Origin of the sequence: Psychrobacter cibarius (genome assembly GCF_904845955.1) — a bacterium.
In the GTDB taxonomy this organism is placed as follows: Bacteria; Pseudomonadota; Gammaproteobacteria; order Pseudomonadales; family Moraxellaceae; genus Psychrobacter; species Psychrobacter cibarius_B.
Window position 1 is genome coordinate 313,582 of record NZ_CAJGYX010000003.1, and the last position, 19,776, is coordinate 333,357.

The window sequence follows — 19,776 nt, forward strand, 5'->3', positions numbered from 1 at the left end:
TCGACAGAGTCATTTTTAGAACAAAAAAAGCCTAACAGTGACTGTTAGGCTTTTTTTAAAAGTTGATGTTATTAAAAAACAACCCATCGAAAAAACTATTGCTTAGGTGGGTTGTCTTTTAACCACAACTGATTAACTATTTTTAATTCACGTAGCTCTTCTGCCATAATTGACTCGCTAATACCTGGATACTTCACCCTTGCATAGCCATATAACGCAATGCCTAAGACCGTCCAGCCAAAGAAAATCCACCACTCGATAGGGGTTAGCGCGGATGGCATACCTGGCATATACAGCATGAGTATTCCAAAACTTAGGGCAATCGTGACCATGCCCACAAGCTTACCTGCTGGTATTCTAAATGGGCGTACCATATCAGGCTCGCGGTAGCGGAGTACTAAGAATGAGATAGCGACACAGGTATAAGCAATAACGATACCAAAACCACCAGCATCTACGATCCACACTAGCATTTTACGACCAAACAAGGGTGCTAGTGTCGCCAAACCACCGATCAATAAAATGGCATTTGACGGCGTCTTATACTTTGGATGCAGCTTGCTCAAAAATGCGGGCAACATACGTGCTTTTGACATGGCATAAAGTAGTCGGCTACCACCAATCAAAAAGGCGTTCCAGCTTGATAAAATACCAAGCACACCGCCAATCACTAACAATATACCTGCCCACTTGCCATGCCAAGCATTGGTCATCGCATCCGCAGTGGCGAGCGTTGAGTTTTCGGCTTGTAAGAGTGGCAAGGTCGTGCCAACACTCCAAGCGATACCCACATACCACATTACCGCAACGACAATCGATAAAATCAAAAACTTACCAATATTAGGACGAGTCAGATCAATTTCTTCTGCCGCTTGCGGAATAACGTCAAAGCCGACAAACATAAACGGCACCATGACAATAACGGCCATCATACCGCCAATACCACCGATGAATGCAGGTGCTTGTACTGAGTTCGAGCCTTCAGGATTGAACATGACTGCGCCAATGAACAGCAACGTACCCACAAATAAGATGCCCAATACGGCCGTCTTTTGGAACCACGCACTGACCTCCATACCGCGGATGTTTAGCCAAGTGACGATGACTGAGCCTAGCATCCCAACGCCCACCCAAGTGGCATAAACATCCCAACCAGCGATGGTCCAGAGATACCCTTGATTGTAATTGGGGATAAAATACTCTACGACTGTCGGCAAGGCAACCGCCTCAAACGCGACCACCGAAAAATACCCAAATAGAATACTCCATGAGCAGATAAAGGAGACATTTACCCCCAGTGCTCTATGCGTATAGGTATGCTCGCCGCCCGTAATCGGCATCGATGCGGCAAGCTCGGCATAAGTCACACCAATCAGTATCACTGCCAAACCGCCTATCAAGAACGCCAGCATTGCGCCCCACGTCCCCGCAGATAAAATCCAACCACCAGCCAAGACTACCCAGCCCCAACCTACCATAGCACCGAATGCTAAGGCGATAATATCTAGCGTCCCTAACGATTTTTTTAATTCAGACATAACCTGCTCCTTGTCTGTGTGTCATCCGTGTTAACCCTTGACGGTCACACTATTTTTTGTTTAGTGGGATAGTACCCATCATAATTATCATATATACCTTTTGATCGAAGCTGCTAGGCACTACTTGTTTCATATTCAAATAGTACAAACAGCAACGGCGTCTTGACTTGCAAGGCGCCGTTGTAAAAAATGTACTCAAAGCGAGTGCCATATGGGCAATCTTGCTGTGCTATTAGAGATAACCTTCTAACCAAGATCGAGGCTTGATTAAAAGTGATGTATTTCACTATAAATAAATACTGAATACCTATTAAGCGGTTAGGATACCTTTAATAATATCTAGACCTTCTTGGAGCACTTCATCTTCAACCGTCAATGGCACCATCACGCGAATGGCGTTGCCATACATACCGCAAGACGCTAATAATAAACCTTGCTCAAATGATTTTGCTTTTAGGTTAGTCGTCGCTTCCACATCAGGCTTGCCATCACTATCGATTAACTCAAACGCGAGCATCGCGCCTTTATGGCGAATATGACCGATACTGCTTAAGTTTAAGCCCTTTAAGAAAGCTTCGATTTTGTCGCCAATCTCAATACTGCGCTCAAGTAGGTTTTCTTCTTCGATAACTTCCATGACAGCGAGTGCAGCCACACAAGCCAGTGGATTACCAGAGTATGTACCGCCCAAACCGCCTACTTGCGGCGCATCCATGATATCAGCGCGGCCGATAACCGCAGAGATAGGATAACCACCCGCCAAGCTCTTGGCACTGGTCATTAAGTCAGGCTCAACACCCAACTGCTCGGTGGCAAACAACGTACCCGTACGGGCAAAACCACATTGCACTTCATCAAAAATCAAGACAATGCCATGTTCGTCGCAGATATCGCGTAGAGATTTGGCAAATGATGGGGTGACTTGATGGAAACCACCCTCGCCTTGTACTGGCTCGATAATCATCGCCGCCACTTCGCTAGGATCAATATCCGCTTGGAAAATCATCTCAAGGCTATGCAGCGCTTGTGCTTCTGTGACATTTAGCTCTTCAGCTGGGAATAGCGCATGGAATACAGGGCCTGGCATTGGACCAAAGTTCTTTTTGTACGGCAGCACTTTACCTGTCAAACTCATGCACATTAAAGTACGACCGTGCCAACCACCAACGAAAGAGATGATGCCTGGGCGACCTGTTTTCGCACGAGCAATCTTGATACAGTTTTCGACCGCTTCTGCACCAGTCGTTAAAAAGAAGGCTTTTTTCTCACCGCTGATAGGCGCTTTTTCACAAAGTTTTTCGGCAAGATCCACATAGCATTCGTAGTTGATCATTTGCGCCGCAGTATGGGTAAACTTGTCAAGTTGCTCATGCACGCGCTGGGTAATTTTTGGATGGCTGTGACCAGTATTCAGTACTGAGATACCACCAACGAAGTCAATATAACGATTGCCTTCAACATCCCAAACTTCTGAGTTTTTGGCTTTTTCTGCAAAGATGGGATAGGCAACGCCAAGTCCTGTTGGTAATACAGCTTTACGGCGCTCAAGTAGTGATTTATTGGTAGTCGTCATGAGAATGTCCTTTTCTTTATTTTTAACATAAGTGCCAATGATTGAATGGCGGTTTTGAGGAATGGTTTATCTAATAGTTAACAGTTGTTAGTTGCTAGCTATAGAGGGGATTCATGGTGCTGAATCCCGTTCGATACGGTGTGACAATTAAAACCTTAAAAGAGAGCGTATGTCGCTAAACGGTTAGCTGACGTCAGAGCACCAGTATTTGGTCACGACATATTCTTCAATGCCGTATTTTGAGCCTTCGCGGCCAAAGCCAGACTGCTTGACACCGCCAAATGGAGCGACTTCAGTAGAAATAAGCCCCGTATTATGACCAATAATGCCGTATTCAAGACCTTCAGTGACACGCCATGAACGTGCATAACTACCACTGTAGAAATAAGCAGCCAAGCCGTAGATAGTATCGTTGGCTTGACGAATAACGTCTGCTTCATCTTTAAAGGTAAAGATAGTCGCAATAGGGCCAAATATTTCTTCGTGCGCGATATCCATCTCAGCACTGATATCGGTAATGACCGTTGGATTGTAAGTAAGCTCTGAGGCGTCATTGGTGCTGCCGCCAGCGATAAGCGTCGCGCCTTTGTCTAAAGCATCTTTAAGTAGCGCTTGCACTTTTTCTAGCGCCTTTTGATTAATCAAAGGACCAATATCCACGCCTTCATCCATGCCGTTACCGACATTTAGTTCAGCGACTTTTTTCACAAACACATCTAGGAATTCATCTTTAATGCTGTCTTGCACATAGACACGATTGGCACAAACACAAGTTTGACCAGCGTTACGATATTTAGAGGCGATTAAGCCTTCAGCTGCTTTTTCCAGATCAGCGTCATCAAAGACGATAAATGGCGCATTACCGCCCAGCTCTAATGACAGTTTTTGATGGTTGTCGCACATTGAGCCATCTACAGTGGTAGTTATGCACGTTCATGGCCTGTGAATGAAAGCTTATGAATACGTGCATCGCCCGTTAGGATATCGCCGATGGTTGATGATTTGCCCGTCACTACTTGGATAACGCCTGCTGGAATACCTGCTTGTTCAGCCAATGCAGCGAGTGCTAATGCAGAAAATGGCGTTTCAGTCGCAGGCTTAATAATCATCGTGCAGCCTGCTGCCAATGCTGGTGCCGCTTTACGGGTAATCATCGCTGCTGGGAAATTCCAAGGCGTGATCGCCGCGCAAACGCCAACGGGCTGCTTTAAGACGACATGGCGCAGTTGTGACTGATTGGCAGGGATAACATCGCCATAAACACGCTTGCCTTCTTCGGCAAACCAGCGGATAAAGCTATTGGCATAGCCCACTTCACCGCGCGACTCGTTTAAAGGTTTGCCTTGCTCAGCGGTCATAATGATAGCCAAGTCTTCTTTATTGGCATCGATGAGGTCTGCCCACTTTTGTAGTAGCTCAGCACGCTCTTTTGGGGTTTGAGCGGCCCAAGTGATTTGAGCGTCATGAGAAGCCGCAACCGCATCGTTGACATCGTTGGTTGTCAGGCTTGGTACCGTACCGATGATATCACCGTTGAAAGGATTGCTCACATCAATAGTTGAGTCATCACTAGCGGCATGCCAGCCATCTTTGATGAAACACTGCTGTTTAAGTAGATCTGGGTTCGATAGCTGTAGCGTAGACTGTGACAGTTGTGACATTGTGACGCTCCTTGTCAATTGAGGTTTGCAAATAGGATTCGCAGATTTATAGCGATAAGTGAATAACAATAAATAGAAGGTTATGATTTAAATAATTATTGATAACTCGTTAAGTGTTCAATATACTGAACATCTATTCTATATATGAGACATCATTATAAGAATGATAGCCAGCTATTTGCAACCCCTATTCTCATTTTAATGATGATTTATCGCGTTATTTTTATATTTTCCCAATTTTACTGACTTTTATAGGTTCCTTATGAGCTCAACTGCCGTTCCTGCCTTGGACAAAACCTTTCAGATTTTAGATTTAATTACTGATAGCTCACAGCCTTTAACCGCAGCTCATATTGCTAAAGAGCTCAATCTACCACGTAGCTCAACCCACAATATTTTGCAAAGTCTTTTGACCAAGCATGTCATCTATAAAGACAGCGATAGCCGCTTTCATTTAGGCTCTTATTTGATGTATTGGGCGGGTAAGTATGAGCAGCAGCAAGGCGTCATCCAGTTATTTAAAGACCTCATTGTCCAGTATCCGATTCTTCTTCAACATACAGTCACTTTATCTAAGCTTGATTTAGGTGAAGTGGTGTTTTTAGCCTGTCATGAAGCGCCTGCCCCGCTTGGCTTTACCTTTCGCGCTGGTGTTCGCGTACCAGCGGTATTCTCTGCCACGGGCAAAGCCATGCTCTCAACCTTTTCTATGGACAATATAAAATCTATCTACGCTACCGGTTTCCCCGCACCTATTACCCAACACGGTGTTGATAACTTTAGCGATTTGTCCACCGAGTTGACCGCCATTCAAAACAGTCGCATCTCACTCGATGATGGGCAACTGCGCGAAGGGATGTATTGTTTGGGTACTTATATTCGCAATGCGTCAGGCAATGCCGTTGCGGGTATGGCGGTTAGCTTTTTGCAAGGCGAATATGAGTCCAAGCGTGCTGAGGTCAGCGCGGTATTGATTGAATTGGCGCAGCAAATTGAGCAGCGTTTGGGTTTTATCGATAATAAATAAAGTTAAAACGCTGCTAGTTTCTTGCTTACTTCAAACTCTTTCAGTTATTTTGGTGATAACTGTTAATCTTCTGAAATAAGCCCTGATAAAAATGCTTGCAAATTGTCATTGAGCTTTTGCAAGTAATAACCGCCCTCGACTAAAACAATCAGTGGTTTATTTAGCGCTTTCATCTTTTGTGCTAGTACATTAAACCCTTGCGTACTCACGGCACATCTTGCTTCTGGGTCATTTTCATAAACATCGAATCCTAAGACATGCACAATGACATCAGGGTCAAATAGCGTCATCGCTTCGATAGATTTATCAACATACTCAAAAAACCCAGCTTCATCGGTGCCGTGCGACATTGGAAAATTAACGTTATAGCCTTCACCCACGCCTGTGCCCCTTTCAAACGCATGCCCTGTCACTGCGGGATAAAAGTTAACGGGGTCACCGTGAACCGAGTTATAGAGCACATCGCTGCGATCATAAAATATCTCTTGGATACCCTGCCCGTGATGCATATCCGTATCGATAATGGCGATTTTTTCGTATTTTTGCCGCAGATGTTCGGCGATGATGGCTGCATTATTTAGATAGCAAAATCCGCCAGCGGCGCTCTTGCGAGCATGATAACCAGGCGGCCGTGAGAAGCAGAGCTGTATATGACTTTCGGCACGCTCGGTATCTGATAGATTATCGTTCAGCAATGCTTCAGCCGCATTGAGTGCAGTCTGTGCCGACCAATAAATAGATGTCCAAGAATGCTCGCTGATAGGTGCACTATCATCGGCCTGATACTTCGCCGCTTTTGCCATGATACCGATATCGGGATTGTCATACGGTACAAAGATCCCTGTTTGAACCTGCGCGCCTAGATCTTCTTCAACTGCCATCCAGTCATCATAGCCATGCTTGAGAAACTCAACATAACCGAAGTCGTGAACCGCTAATATAGGCCCAATACCGATATTGGTAGCTGTCGTCACCTCTAACCCTAACGCTGCTGGTGCTTTTATAAACTCAACCATACGATCTGGTATCTCTAACGGCTCATGCATCTTTCCATAAGAGAAATAAGGTAATGGCCTATGTAGACTTAGATTTTCATGGCTATATATCTTCATGCTTAACATTCCTTTGTTTAACATTTTTTCCAATGGCGCTTTTTTTGATGCCTAACTAAACAATGCCATCGGCTTTTAGCTTAGCAATCATCTCACTGTCGTAGCCCAAATCAGCAAGCGTACTATCGGTATGCTCGCTCAACTTCGGTGGCGGTGACCGATAAGTAACCGGTGAGGCGGATAATTTAATCGGATTCCCAAGTGCTCTTACCGGACTGCCTTGCGGGGCAAAATCAACCACCATCTCACGTGCCAGCGCTTGCGGCATTGCCAAGGCCTCAGCAATATTATGAATCGCTCCGCATGGGATACCTGCTTGATCTAAAACTTCTAACCAATAAGTACGAGGTTGCTCGGCAAAATTTTTGCTCAATTCGCCACACAGCAGCTCACGATGAGCAACGCGTTGTGGATTGGTCATAAAACGCTTGTCGGTATGCCAATCAACTGCAAGCACATCACAAAGTTTGGCAAACTGACTGTCATTACCACACGCTAAGATAAAGTGCGCGTCACCCTGCCCAGCAAACACTTGATAAGGCACAATATCGGGATGCTGATTGCCGAGTCTTGGTGGGACTTTGTCGGATGCCAAATGGTACATACCCACATTGGCTAGCATGGCAAGCGCACTATCTAAAAGTGCAACGTCTACCTGTTGCCCTAATCCCGTAATCTCACGAGCAATCAAAGCCGCTTGAATACCAATCGTCAGCTGCAACCCTGCAAACAAATCGACGACTGCCACGCCAACTTTATGAGGTTCGCCATCGCTCGGACCCGTGATACTCATCAGTCCTGACAACCCTTGGATAATATAATCATAACCAGGACGCGCGGCATCTGGACCTGTCTGACCAAACCCCGTCAATGACGCATAAATCAGGCGCGGATTGTGTTGTTTTAGACTGTCATAATCCAAGCCGTATTTTTTGAGACCACCCACTTTGAAATTTTCTACCAAGATATCACTGTCAATGGCCAGTTTTTTAATGATAGCTTGTCCGGCAGGGGTGGTGATATCAACGGTGAGGGATTTTTTATTGCGGTTAATGGTAGCGTAATAAGCGGAGGTGTCATCGCTGAATACTGGCGGTGCCCAATGGCGTGTTTCATCACCAATATGCGGACGCTCAACCTTGATGACTTCGGCACCCAAATCTGCAAGTACTTGGGTACAAGAAGGACCGGCCAATACTCTCGACAAGTCGAGCACCTTGATACCGTGTAATGCACCTTTTGCCATATCAGTCATAATCTTCCCTTATTATGTAACTTATTCTTTGATAAAAATTTGATAAAAAATTGCCATGTATCATTTAGCTTTTACTGTCTTTTCTTTAATGCCTTAATACCTTTTAAGAATAGACACCGCTAAATAAATGATGCATAACAACGATGTATAGGAACTATGCATAAGAACAGTGCTTAAAAAATGCTTAAAAACTCAGAAACGCACGTTCCTGTTTATAACAGCTTATAAAAAGCCAAACAGTAACGTACGTTAATGGTCTAAAACTGGCTAGCATTGACTAGCTAGCACTTATTAATAAAACGCTTGAATACCAGTCTGCGCACGACCTAGGATAAGCGCATGAATATCATGCGTACCTTCATAGGTATTAACCGCTTCTAAGTTCATCACATGACGAATAATGTGGAACTCATCAGAGATACCATTACCGCCATGCATGTCACGAGCGATGCGAGCGATATCGAGCGCCTTACCACAGTTATTACGCTTAATCAGTGAAATCATCTCAGGCGCAGCATTGTCTTCATCCATCAGACGACCAACACGTAGCGCTGCTTGTAGACCCAAGGTGATTTCTGTTTGCATATTGGCAAGTTTCAACTGTACCAACTGCGTTGCGGCGAGCGGACGATCAAATTGCTTACGGTCTAGCGTGTACTGACGAGCTGCTTTCCAGCAGAATTCAGCTGCGCCCATTGCACCCCAAGCGATACCGTAACGTGCTTTATTTAAGCAGCCAAATGGACCTTTTAGACCACGGATATCTGGGAAAGCATTGACCTCAGGAACGAATACTTTGTCCATCACAATCTCACCCGTGACTGATGCACGCAGTGAAAACTTACCCTCAATCTTCGGCGCTGATAACCCTTTCATACCTTTATCTAAGATAAAACCACGAATTTCACCAGCATCGTCTTTTGCCCAAACGACAAACACATCAGCGATAGGACTGTTGGTAATCCACATTTTATTACCCGTCAACTCATAACCGCCATCCACAGCACGCGCACGCGTCGACATTGATGAAGGGTCAGAACCCGAATCAGGCTCAGTCAGACCGAAACAACCGACATACTCACCCGATGCCAGCTTAGGCAAATAACGCTCTCTCTGCTCTTCAGTACCATACGCCCAAATAGGATGCATAACCAAGCTTGACTGTACGCTCATCGCTGAGCGGTAGCCTGAATCGACTGCTTCTACTTCCTTGGCAATCAGACCATAGGCAACACTCGATAAACCAGCACAGCCATAGCCTTCGATCGTCACACCCAGCAGACCCATCTCACCCATTTGGCGCATGATATTACGGTCAAAACTCTCGTTACGATTGGCCTCAATAATGCCAGGCATCAGCTCTTTTTGAAAAAACTGGCGGGCGCTGTCCGTGACCATGCGCTCTTCATCAGTAAGCTGATCGCGTAATAAAAACGGATCTTCCCAATCGAAACTTGGACGCGTAGATGTTGCCATGTGGATCTCCTTGATGTCAGTCTTCCTGACCGACGAATAATGATTAACGAACAATTATTAATAAACAAATTGACTGCACAGGTTGTTGACTTACTTATTCCGCTGTGCGAAACTTAGTTTCATAATTTAAATCTATTTAAGCAAAGTTTTACCGCGCTGTAAACCTTTATCCAAAAAAATGAGCATAAAATGACAAAAAATATATCAGCAGCTGTGCCACTACTGACTCGAATGAATAGCATCCTTGAGCAGAGTAAAGAAGATAATGACAGACAATTCGTGACTGCATTGGGGCGTGGACTGACTTTGTTATCAGCCTTTGAGCATCATGAGCAGCTTAGTCATCAACAGTTATGTCAGATGACTACCCTACCAAAAGCGACCATCACTCGCCTGATTCACACATTAATAACGCTTGGATTTTTACGCATGACCGAGCACGGACAGTATCAACTAGGCAGTAGTGCTGTACGTCTAAGTGCTACCGCATGGAGTCGCCACGATATGGTCGCAGCGGCTGAGCCATTACTGCGGCAGTTCGCTAGTGAGAATGAAGTATCAGTAAACTTGGCAACCGAGGTTGAAGGAGAAATGCGCTATCACGCTTGTTGTCGTAGCCCTGCTCGCTTATCAGTCAATTTGCAAGTTGGCTCAGCAGTGCCGGTCGCTCGCACCGCTATTGGACGCGCTTTTTATGCGGCTAGCTCGCCAGCAAGACAGGCTGTCATTGAAGGTAATTTAAAAGAGCATTTATCTACAGAAGATTATAACCACGCGCAGTCTGCTCTATCTGACGCCGCAGAGCATTATAAAGCGCATGGCTATACGGTATCAGATGGTGAGTTTTCTACTGATATATTGGCAGTGGCCGTTGGTGTCTTTGATGTTGCGACTGGGAAATATGCGTATTCGCTAAATGCCAGTGTACCAAGTGCCAACTGGGAATCAGAAGAATATGCAGCGATGATTGTGCCAAAATTGCAGGCGTTGGCGGAGCGGATTGGCAGTGGTGTTTAAAAGAGAACAAATGATAAATCTATAGTACGAGCATCTTGGCTTAATTAACGGATTTTATCTTATGAAAGATGCTTTATTTTAGCTCATCAAACTTCAAACCAAACTTCAGCAGATACTTCCGCAATCTATCGCTATCGTTTGGGCTTTTTAGCTTATCGCGTGAGTTGGCGTACAGATAGCGGCCAGCCGCCGCTTGGTTTTTATGGCTGATACACACTTCAATCACATACGCCAGTTGCACCGCATCAAACGGATCAATAGTTGTCAGAATCTCTTCATCGAGATATCTTCTTAAAATATTATGGCTACCCTGCTCAACAGTTTCGCTATCTAAACTAGTATCAGGGTTATTATCGCTTGGGCTATTTTTATTGCCTTTATTGTCATTAATTAAACTATTCGAGCCATCCAAGCTGTCAGGCAATTCCCAAAGATGAGTTAAGCGTTCAATCTCCGCTTGTACGTCATCATTGCGAATTACTTTACTTTCAGCCAGCGTGGTCAGGCGAATCATACTGGCCGTCAAATCACGAAAATTCCCCTGCCATGTCGCATCCTGACTCATCGCAAAAGCTTCATACAGCTGCCGTGCTTCTGGAGTAAATCGATAGTGCTGCTGCTGCTCGCTACCCAAGCGCGCTAGCTCGTAATCGATATTGGCTGGTAAATCTTCCAACCTATCTTTGAGTGATGGCAAAAAGAACGTCCATGTATTAAGACGCGCAAACAAATCCGCCCGAAACTCGCCATTTGCGACCGCTTGCCGCAAGTCTTTATTGGTGCCTGCCATCAGCTGAAACGACACGCTAATCGGCGTATCACTGCCAAGTGGATAAAAGCGCTGCTCTTCCAGTGCGGTCAATAGCATCGCTTGCTCATCAAGCCCCAACTCACCGATTTCATCTAAGAATAATAATCCACCATCCGCTGATTTTAGCAGCCCATCACGACTCGTCGCAGCGCCCGTAAAGGCACCTTTGACATGACCGAATAGTACACTCATAGCAGTGTCACCACGCAGCGTCGCGCAGTTGACCTCGACGAATTGTTCAAGCGTGTTTTTGCCTTGCGTGCTGCTGGCTTTGGCTTTTTTAAGCGCGTAGATTTGGCCTGCCAATTGCGACTTGCCCGCCCCTGTTGCGCCCATTAGCAGTATGGGTGCAGTTGATCGGGTGGCTACCTTTTCGATATCGGAGATAAGCTTTTGATAAGCGGCGTTTTGGGTGACTAGATTGGCTTGCAAGGTTTGCCAATGTTGCTGTTTTTCTGCCTCAAAACGCTCGCGCAGACCATCATAGCGTGAGACATCCAAGTCTATCAATTGATAGCGTCCTTTCGGATCAGCTTGGTCAGGTCTTGGGCAAGGAGAAGTCTGAATCAAATCAGCTGGAATAAATCCTGCTTCTACCAATAAAAACCAGCAAATCTGCGCCACGTGCGTACCCGTGGTCAGATGCAGCAAGTAATCTGTATTATCCTGAAAATCAAACCCTGCGGCAAAGTCATACAGCTCAGCATAAACATCGGCAAAATCCCACGGGCTGGTCAACGCAACACGATGACCAACCACCTGAGTCTGCGGGCTGACTTGTGCCACGTCATTCTTAATTATTTTAAACAGCCGCTTATCGCGCTTGCTGTATAAGATATGCAGCTCATCGACCAGTAGCTCGTCGTGCAGACCTAGAGTCACGGTTGGCCGCCAACGTTGCCAACGCTTATCATTAAAGCCATTGTCTAAAGTAGTGCCGAGGAAGCCGATGACGGCGGTTTTGTTGTTTGGATCACTGTTCATAATATTACTTATCACTGATTATCATTAATAAATAGTATATTATTTTCTATCTAGTTAGATATATTTCTATATATTTGTAGCCCATAGTTAAGTAAATTTATCTATCCGAAAAACACTTAAGAAATTAAACCATTTACTATCAAATACTTATAAATAAATTTCAAATATCCTAAAAATTTGCCACGCCCTTAGCATTATATAAAGTAAGAATCATCTTTCATAATAAACAAACTTTGCAACGCTAAGGAATACAACATGCAACCAACTACTCATAATATTATTCAAGAAGGTGGAACGCCGATCAGACTTTGGACCAAGGGTGTCCCTGTGGATCCAAAAGCGCACGATCAATTGATCAAAGCCTCAAAAATGCCGTTTGTATATAAATGGCTTGCGGTGATGCCTGATGTACACGTTGGGATTGGCGCGACTATAGGCACAGTATTGCCAACCAAAGAAGCAATCATTCCGGCTGCCGTCGGTGTCGATATCGGCTGTGGCATGATGGCGGTACAAACCACCTTAACCGCAAACGACTTGCCCGATAGTTTGCTTGGTCTGCGTACCGAACTAGAAAAAGCCATTCCGCATGGTCGTAGTAAAACGCGTGGTCGCGGGTCACGCCGCGATGTGGGTGCATGGGCAAACCCTGACGACACCGTCATGAACGGTTGGGGAACGCTGGTTGATGACTTTAACTATATAACCCAAAAACATCCTCGCCTAAAAAACACCAATAACCTTAACCATTTGGGTACGCTGGGTACAGGTAACCATTTCGTCGAGGTGTGCCTTGATGAAACCAACCAAGTTTGGATCATGCTGCACTCAGGCTCACGCGGTGTGGGTAATGCCATCGGTCGCTACTTTATTGAGTTGGCACGTGAGGACATGCGCAAGTGGTTTATTAATTTGCCTGATAAAGATTTGGCCTACTTTGCTGAAGGTACAGAACATTTTGATGACTATTGGTTTGCGGTTGGTTGGGCGCAGCGTTTTGCCTTTAAAAACCGTGAAATCATGATGGAAAAAGCGATTAAAGCGCTACGCCACATCATACTCAAGCCGTTTGATGCAGCCGTAAAAGCGGTGAACTGTCATCATAACTATGTAGAAAAAGAGCAACATTACGGCGAGGAAGTATTTGTGACCCGTAAAGGCGCTGTACGTGCGCGTGTTGGTGAATATGGAATTATTCCGGGGTCAATGGGTGCCAAATCATTCATCGTGCGCGGTAAAGGGAACGAAGAATCGTTTTGCTCTTGCTCGCATGGTGCAGGTCGTATCATGTCACGTACTGAAGCCAAAAAGGTATTTACAGTCGCCGATCAAATCGCGCAGACTGCGGGCGTAGAATGCCGAAAGGATGCGGATGTGATTGATGAGATTCCAGCAGCTTATAAAAATATTGATGACGTAATGCAAGCGCAAAGCGACTTGGTAGAAGTGGTACATACACTGCGTCAGGTGGTTTGTGTTAAAGGTTAGGCAGAAACTATAATACTTTTTATAAAAAGGAGAAATTTTATGGAAGATTCCATTCACTCTAGGGTTCTATACACAAACTTACAGCTAGACAACGCATCTGAAATGATTGATAAAGGACAGTTTGAAGAAAGCTATAAGTTATGCTTATATTTGAAGGAGCTTCTAGAAGAAGTCCACGATCTCACTGAACCTAGTTTTTCCTACGCATTTTTTAGACTTGCTGGACTATTTATTGATTTGGGTAATAGAAATTTCAATCTAGAGTCTTCTCATATCGGATTGGAAATAATAGAGTCCAATAGCTTTGAAAATTGTTTAACTCGCGATAGTTATACTACTGCTTAGCAAATGCCAAAAGCAATTTGACTCAAAATGAGTCCAATAACCATTGGAAAACTGATGTCAGTCGGATAGAAAGACTTTCAGAAGTAGGATCATTGCTTCTTAAAGCAACTATGATTCGTAGAAGGAATAAAGATATTTTGGCGCCACAGGTCATGGTTAATATGGGAATAAATCTATATCAGCAGTATAGATTCTCAGAAGCATTAAGTTTATTTGATAAGGTCAATTGTATGGGATTAGACATTCCAGAATCTTGGGTAAATCGCAGTGAATGTTTAGCACTATTAAATCAGATCACAGAAGTATTCTCGATCAAACAGTATAAAGAAGTAGCTAAAGGCTATTATCATGCTAGTGTTTCGAGTAAATTTCCTCCTGACTGGCAAAGCAGCTTTCTCGATAAGGCTAAACACACAGAAGAAGAAATCAAAGAATATTGTTTGGATTTGGGTATAGATATAGAAGATGACAACCATTTAGATGAGCAGGAATACCAATCTTTTTCAGAGTATCGAAAGTGGTGCTTAGATAGCTTTTTAAGCCTTAGTGAACATGGCTTGTATTGTAAATGCTATGGAAGTGCCCGTGATAACTTAACTATTCCTTTAAATACTAGAGCTATATCTGGGGACTTCATCTATCCCATGGAAAAAGTGTTAAATAGATTAAAATCTGAGTTTGGTCTTGCCAGATTAATGTTATATGAATATAAATTTGCTAAAAGAGATAACGATATCGACGATGACGCTTGCTATGCAGAGCTATATGACAACGAGCTACTAGGAACAAATATTGAAAACCCCCGTACTGCTTTTAGAATTTGCTTTGGTATATTAGACAAGATAGGTAATGCTGTAGCCTTGCTGTTTGATTTACAACTTAAAAATAATAAAGGTAAAGTCAGACCTTCATATTTTCATACTTTCTGGGAACTTGAAAATGAAGACAGACTGCAAAAGTTCGAAGCTTATAATAATGAAGGTTTGATTGGTTTATATAGTATAGCTTGTGATTTAAACCATAAGTTCGAAGGCGAGCTTAGTTTCTACAAGCAGTGGCGAAACGCCTTGGAACATAGCTTCGTATTTATTTATGAGAATGAAAAACCTGAAAGCACTGAAGCCTCGTTAACCTATTATGAAGAACCAGTTTTTATTTCTGAGTCCGAATTTGTTGAGAGTGCAGAGCATGTTTTGCAGTTGACGCGTTCAGCTATTTTCTCTTTCGTCTTTGCAGTTAGGATCAAAGCTGAGAAAGAAGCTCTTGAAGATATTCCTAATATTTTAAGTCAGGACAAGTTTATCGAGCGAAAGAAATATACTTAGAAAATAAAAAATAAGAGAGAGGGAAACAAAATGAAACTCGCAGAAGCCTTACTCATTTGCCAATAAAGATAATAAATACTCATGACTAAAACAAAACCCAAAACCCTAAAAATCGACGGCAGTACAGGCGAAGGCGGTGGACAAATTATCCGTACTGCACTGTCTTTATCCATGCTCACAGGCACACCAATCGAGATCACCAATATTCGCGCTGGAAGAGCTAAATCTGGATTGATGCGTCAGCACTTGATGTGTGTACAAGCCTCGCAGCAAATATCAAATGCCACCGTGACAGGCGCACATTTGGGCAGTATGGCCTTTACTTTTACGCCTAATGCTATTCAATCGGGCGATTATAACTTTGATATTGGTTCGGCAGGTAGCACCAGCCTTGTGCTGCAAACGCTATTACCCGCCCTGCTTTTTTCCAATACTGGTTCAGCATCACCATCTACCGTAACTATCACAGGCGGCACGCACAATCCACTCGCGCCAACCACGGACTTTCTACAGCAAGCGTTCGCCCCTGCATTGGCGAAATTGGGTATGCACGTGGGTATCGAATGCGTGCAAGCAGGGTTTGCGCCTATTGGTGGCGGCATGATTAAAGCGACGATAACGCCATTTATGCGCCATGCAAGCGCTTCACAATTTAACCTGAATAAACGCGGTAAGCTTATCGGTATAGAGCTGGTCGCGAGCGTGCTCAATCTAGAGTACGACATTTGCAAACGTGAGCTTGCCAGCGCAAAAGCATCATTGGTCGAATCGGGAATTGATGAAACGCTGATAACCACTCATAGTCATAAATTGCAAGGTATAGGTGAAGGCAATAGCTGCTATGCACAAGTCACTCATGAGGTTTCTGACACCCAAAATCATAAAGAATATCACTCCGAGGTGTTTACTTTATTAGGAGAGAAACGCAGCTCGGCGGAAAAGATAGGTTGTCGTTTATCAGGCTTAGTCAAACGTTATGTATTTAACACCGACTCACTGGTCGATGAATACTTAACCGATCAATTACTCTTACCGTTGGCGTTAGCAGGCGGTGGCGAGTTTACCGCGCGTGTCGTTAGTAAGCACACTGAAACCCAAGCATGGCTCATTCAGCAATTTTTGCCCGTTGAGATTAAGCTTAAAGTGATCGATGAGCAGAAAACTTTGGTACAAGTTGTCTGTTAAAATCACGCCACTAGCAACATCAACAGTAGCACTCTGTTACCCAATTACTGCTATGCAGTGATATCATATGTGTATGATGTAGGCGATAAATCTGAGCGCTTTGTCAGTGTCTAACAATAATGGTCTTAAGAGGGTGGTTTTGCCCTACTCTCTCTTTAAATCATTGTCACCTTTTTAATATTTACGTATTACTGTTGAGTGTAGCCATGCCCCAATCTCGTACCAATCTAAATCCTGAACCTAAAACCAACTCTCCGTATTTGGTCGGCTATTGCTGCGTTATAGCACCTTTGGCGCTGCTATATTAATATTTTTAGCAGGTCTACTATTGCTAAATTGGTGGTTAATTATTCTCGGTGGGTTTGGGGTATGCTTGGGGATTTATGACGTCATACAATCAAAGCATGCTATTTTGAAAAACTATCCCGTTGCCGGACATATTCGTTATGTGCTTGAAGACTTTCGTCCTGAAATTCGTCAATATTTACTAGAAAATGACAAAGAGCAAGTACCGTTTTCACGCCAGCAGCGGGCGCTCATTTACCAACGTGCTAAGAACGTTAGCGACACTAACGCCTTTGGTACGCTAGATAATTTATACACCAATGGTAAAGAATGGTTTTTACAATCAGCGATTAGCCAACCTCTAGAAAACAAAGATTTTCGTATTATGGTTGGCGGTGAGCGTTGTCAACAGCCGCATGATATGTCGGTATTTAATATCTCGGCGATGAGCTTTGGCAGCTTATCAGCTAACGCGATTATGGCGCTCAATCAAGGCGCAAAAATGGGCGGCTTTACTCATGATACGGGTGAAGGGGCTATCAGCCCTTATCATCGCAAGTTCGGTGGTGATTTGATTTGGGAGCTAGGTACAGGGTATTTTGGTTGCCGTGATGATAATGGTAATTTTGACCCGCAGTCTTTTGCCGAAAAAGCGGTTGATCCACAAGTAAAAATGATTGAAATCAAATTATCTCAAGGCGCAAAACCTGGTAAAGGTGGCGTGCTACCCGCGGAGAAAATCACTCAAGAAATCGCTGATACCCGTCAAGTACCGACAGGTCAAGATTGTGTGTCGCCCTCGTCGCATACAGCCTTTAGTACCCCGCGAGAATTGGTGGCTTTTTGGCAACAACTGCGCGAGTTATCAGGCGGCAAACCTGTGGGCTTCAAACTTTGTGTTGGCCAGCCTTGGCAGTTTATGGCCATTGTGAAAGCCATGATCGAAACCGATAACTACCCTGATTTTATCGTCATCGATGGCGCAGAAGGCGGTACTGGCGCGGCGCCTGTCGAATTCATGGATAATGTCGGCATGCCGATGGTTGAAGGATTTTTATTAATACACAATACTTTGGTCGGCGCAGGCATTCGCGATAAAATCAAACTTGGTGTGAGCGGTAAAATCGTCTCTGGTTTCGATATTGCCCGTATGATTGCCTTGGGCGCAGACTGGTGTAATTCAGCGCGCGGCTTTATGTTTGCTGTTGGCTGTATTCAATCACGTTCGTGCCATACTAACACTTGCCCGACGGGCGTTGCCACCCAAGACCCTTATCGTCAAAAAGCGCTGGATGTACCAAGCAAAGCTGAGCGTGTCGCAAGCTTCCATAAAAACACTCTGAAATCCCTAGCCAGTATCGTCGGTGCGGTCGGCTTACAACACCCAAGCCAATTACAACCGTATCATATCGCGCGCCGCCTCGATGATGGACAGATAAAACTATTATCGAAGTTCTTTTATTTTACCGATAAGGGAGCGCTACTCAATAATAGCGCCCGCGCAGATGTGTTTAATCAGATGTGGGTCATGGCGAACCCAGATAGCTTTTTAGCCAATGATGACGCCCTCATTGCTTATAATAAAGACTCACGGGATAAAGGTAGAGAAACCACCACATCGGTGGAACAGAGCCTTGGTAACTTTGCGAGTATCACTGGCGGTGGGCAGTTAATCGGCAACGTCAACAATACTTTTCGCGAATTTCCGCCTAGCAGCGATTAAGAAATAGCGATCAAAAATCCGTGAGCCCTGATTATTTATATCTCACTCCATACTATAAAAGATATCTCATTGATGCCAAATTTCGCTCTTCCCTTACCTTTAGGAGCAGTCGCCCTACTCTTGCTAAGTGTCAGTGCTTGCCAACCGATAAGCACTGATGCTGCTGACAGCGAGATACAAAAATGGTCGTGTCAGACTCAAGATGCACCATTTTCTTATAGTGTTTGTAGCATTGACGCTCAAGCCTTGATGGATGGCCGCTATTCATTGAAATTGTTTTGGCAGCAGCCTGACAGCACGAAATCGTTGCTCACATTCGAGACGTTATTAGCGACTTTACCAAAAAATCAAGCACTTAGCTTTGCCATGAATGCCGGCATGTACAATGAGAACTATGCACCGATTGGTTATACCATCATTGATGGTGAAGAGATCAAATCGCTAAATCTCAAAGAAGGCGGTGGCAATTTTCATTTACTGCCCAATGGCGTGATGTGGTGGGATAAATTGGGCAACGTGCAAATTACGGAAAGTAACGCCTTTGACGATCAGCTTAACAGTAGTAAGGCACAGCCTTGGTATGCCACCCAATCAGGTCCTATGTTGGTTATCAATAACGAGATACATCCGCAATTTAATCCTGATAGTACTTCACTCAAAATTCGAAATGGCGCAGGTGTTTGCGATGACGGTCACATAAAATTTGTCAATAGTGATGAGCCTGTCACATTTTATCAATTTGCATCGTTGTTTAAGGATGACTTAAACTGTCCGAATGCTCTGTTTTTAGATGGCGGGATTGCGTCGGCATTATATGCGCCCAGCATTGATAAGCATGATAAAAAAGAGATGGGTGTGATGATAGGGTTGGTTGAAAATAAAGATTAGGCGATGTATTTATTTTTAAAATAGTGATAAAAATAAGATAAATCGCATTGAATAAAAAGCACTTGAGACGACTCTGTCATCCA

At 44.2% G+C, this 19,776-nt stretch carries 14 protein-coding genes and 1 pseudogene; 8 read left to right on the plus strand and 7 right to left on the minus strand.

All coding sequences use genetic code 11. The features are described from left to right. Window positions 1–95: 95 nt before the first annotated feature. The 3 genes and pseudogenes from JMV76_RS08065 to JMV76_RS08075 form a co-directional block, all read right to left on the minus strand. Complete coding sequence (locus JMV76_RS08065; protein WP_045445480.1) at window positions 96–1,538, minus strand: APC family permease; 1,443 nt, start codon at window positions 1,536–1,538, stop codon at window positions 96–98. Between the two features lie 310 nt (window positions 1,539–1,848). Continuing rightward, the gene (gene gabT / locus JMV76_RS08070; RefSeq protein WP_193837042.1) at window positions 1,849–3,111 is read right to left on the minus strand and encodes a 4-aminobutyrate--2-oxoglutarate transaminase; all 1,263 of its coding nucleotides are present in this window, start codon (window positions 3,109–3,111) and stop codon (window positions 1,849–1,851) included. Between the two features lie 183 nt (window positions 3,112–3,294). After that, window positions 3,295–4,772, minus strand: a pseudogene (locus JMV76_RS08075) (NAD-dependent succinate-semialdehyde dehydrogenase). A 262-nt stretch (window positions 4,773–5,034) separates the two neighbouring features. Here JMV76_RS08075 and JMV76_RS08080 point away from each other — a divergent pair. Then, window positions 5,035–5,799: an IclR family transcriptional regulator gene (locus JMV76_RS08080; RefSeq protein WP_201502289.1), complete on the plus strand. Its 765-nt coding sequence runs from the start codon at window positions 5,035–5,037 to the stop codon at window positions 5,797–5,799. A 62-nt stretch (window positions 5,800–5,861) separates the two neighbouring features. On the opposite strand, the gene JMV76_RS08085 is transcribed toward JMV76_RS08080, so the two are convergent. From JMV76_RS08085 to JMV76_RS08095, 3 genes are all read right to left on the minus strand, one after another. Beyond that, complete coding sequence (locus tag JMV76_RS08085) at window positions 5,862–6,911, minus strand: histone deacetylase family protein (protein WP_201502290.1); 1,050 nt, start codon at window positions 6,909–6,911, stop codon at window positions 5,862–5,864. A gap of 55 nt (window positions 6,912–6,966) precedes the next feature. Continuing rightward, complete coding sequence (locus JMV76_RS08090) at window positions 6,967–8,166, minus strand: CaiB/BaiF CoA transferase family protein (protein WP_201502291.1); 1,200 nt, start codon at window positions 8,164–8,166, stop codon at window positions 6,967–6,969. 291 nt (window positions 8,167–8,457) lie between these two features. After that, complete coding sequence (locus JMV76_RS08095) at window positions 8,458–9,642, minus strand: acyl-CoA dehydrogenase (RefSeq protein ID WP_201502292.1); 1,185 nt, start codon at window positions 9,640–9,642, stop codon at window positions 8,458–8,460. A gap of 189 nt (window positions 9,643–9,831) precedes the next feature. Here JMV76_RS08095 and JMV76_RS08100 point away from each other — a divergent pair, with 189 nt between their 5' ends. After that, complete coding sequence (locus JMV76_RS08100) at window positions 9,832–10,659, plus strand: IclR family transcriptional regulator (protein WP_201502293.1); 828 nt, start codon at window positions 9,832–9,834, stop codon at window positions 10,657–10,659. Window positions 10,660–10,732: 73 nt separating this feature from the next. Here the strand turns inward: JMV76_RS08100 and rtcR are convergent, their stop codons facing one another. Beyond that, window positions 10,733–12,454 (minus strand): RNA repair transcriptional activator RtcR, encoded by a 1,722-nt coding sequence (rtcR, locus tag JMV76_RS08105; protein ID WP_201502294.1) that lies wholly within the window; start codon window positions 12,452–12,454, stop codon window positions 10,733–10,735. 255 nt (window positions 12,455–12,709) lie between these two features. Between rtcR and JMV76_RS08110 the strand changes: the two genes are divergently transcribed. The 6 genes from JMV76_RS08110 (at window position 12,710) to JMV76_RS08135 (ending at window position 19,693) form a co-directional block, all read left to right on the plus strand. Beyond that, window positions 12,710–13,942 (plus strand): RtcB family protein, encoded by a 1,233-nt coding sequence (locus JMV76_RS08110; protein WP_201502295.1) that lies wholly within the window; start codon window positions 12,710–12,712, stop codon window positions 13,940–13,942. Window positions 13,943–13,981: 39 nt separating this feature from the next. After that, window positions 13,982–14,287, plus strand: a complete 306-nt coding sequence (locus JMV76_RS08115) for a hypothetical protein (RefSeq protein WP_201502296.1) — start codon at window positions 13,982–13,984, stop codon at window positions 14,285–14,287. 17 nt (window positions 14,288–14,304) lie between these two features. Further along, a complete protein-coding gene (locus tag JMV76_RS08120; RefSeq protein WP_201502297.1) occupies window positions 14,305–15,612 on the plus strand; it encodes an LA2681 family HEPN domain-containing protein in 1,308 nt (435 codons plus the stop codon). A gap of 81 nt (window positions 15,613–15,693) precedes the next feature. Then, window positions 15,694–16,797, plus strand: a complete 1,104-nt coding sequence (gene rtcA, locus JMV76_RS08125) for an RNA 3'-terminal phosphate cyclase (protein WP_201502298.1) — start codon at window positions 15,694–15,696, stop codon at window positions 16,795–16,797. 271 nt (window positions 16,798–17,068) lie between these two features. After that, entirely contained in the window at window positions 17,069–18,805 is a 1,737-nt protein-coding gene (locus tag JMV76_RS08130; RefSeq protein ID WP_227690220.1) for an FMN-binding glutamate synthase family protein, read from the plus strand. A gap of 72 nt (window positions 18,806–18,877) precedes the next feature. Continuing rightward, complete coding sequence (locus JMV76_RS08135) at window positions 18,878–19,693, plus strand: phosphodiester glycosidase family protein (protein ID WP_201502299.1); 816 nt, start codon at window positions 18,878–18,880, stop codon at window positions 19,691–19,693. The last annotated feature ends 83 nt before the right edge of the window (window positions 19,694–19,776 follow it).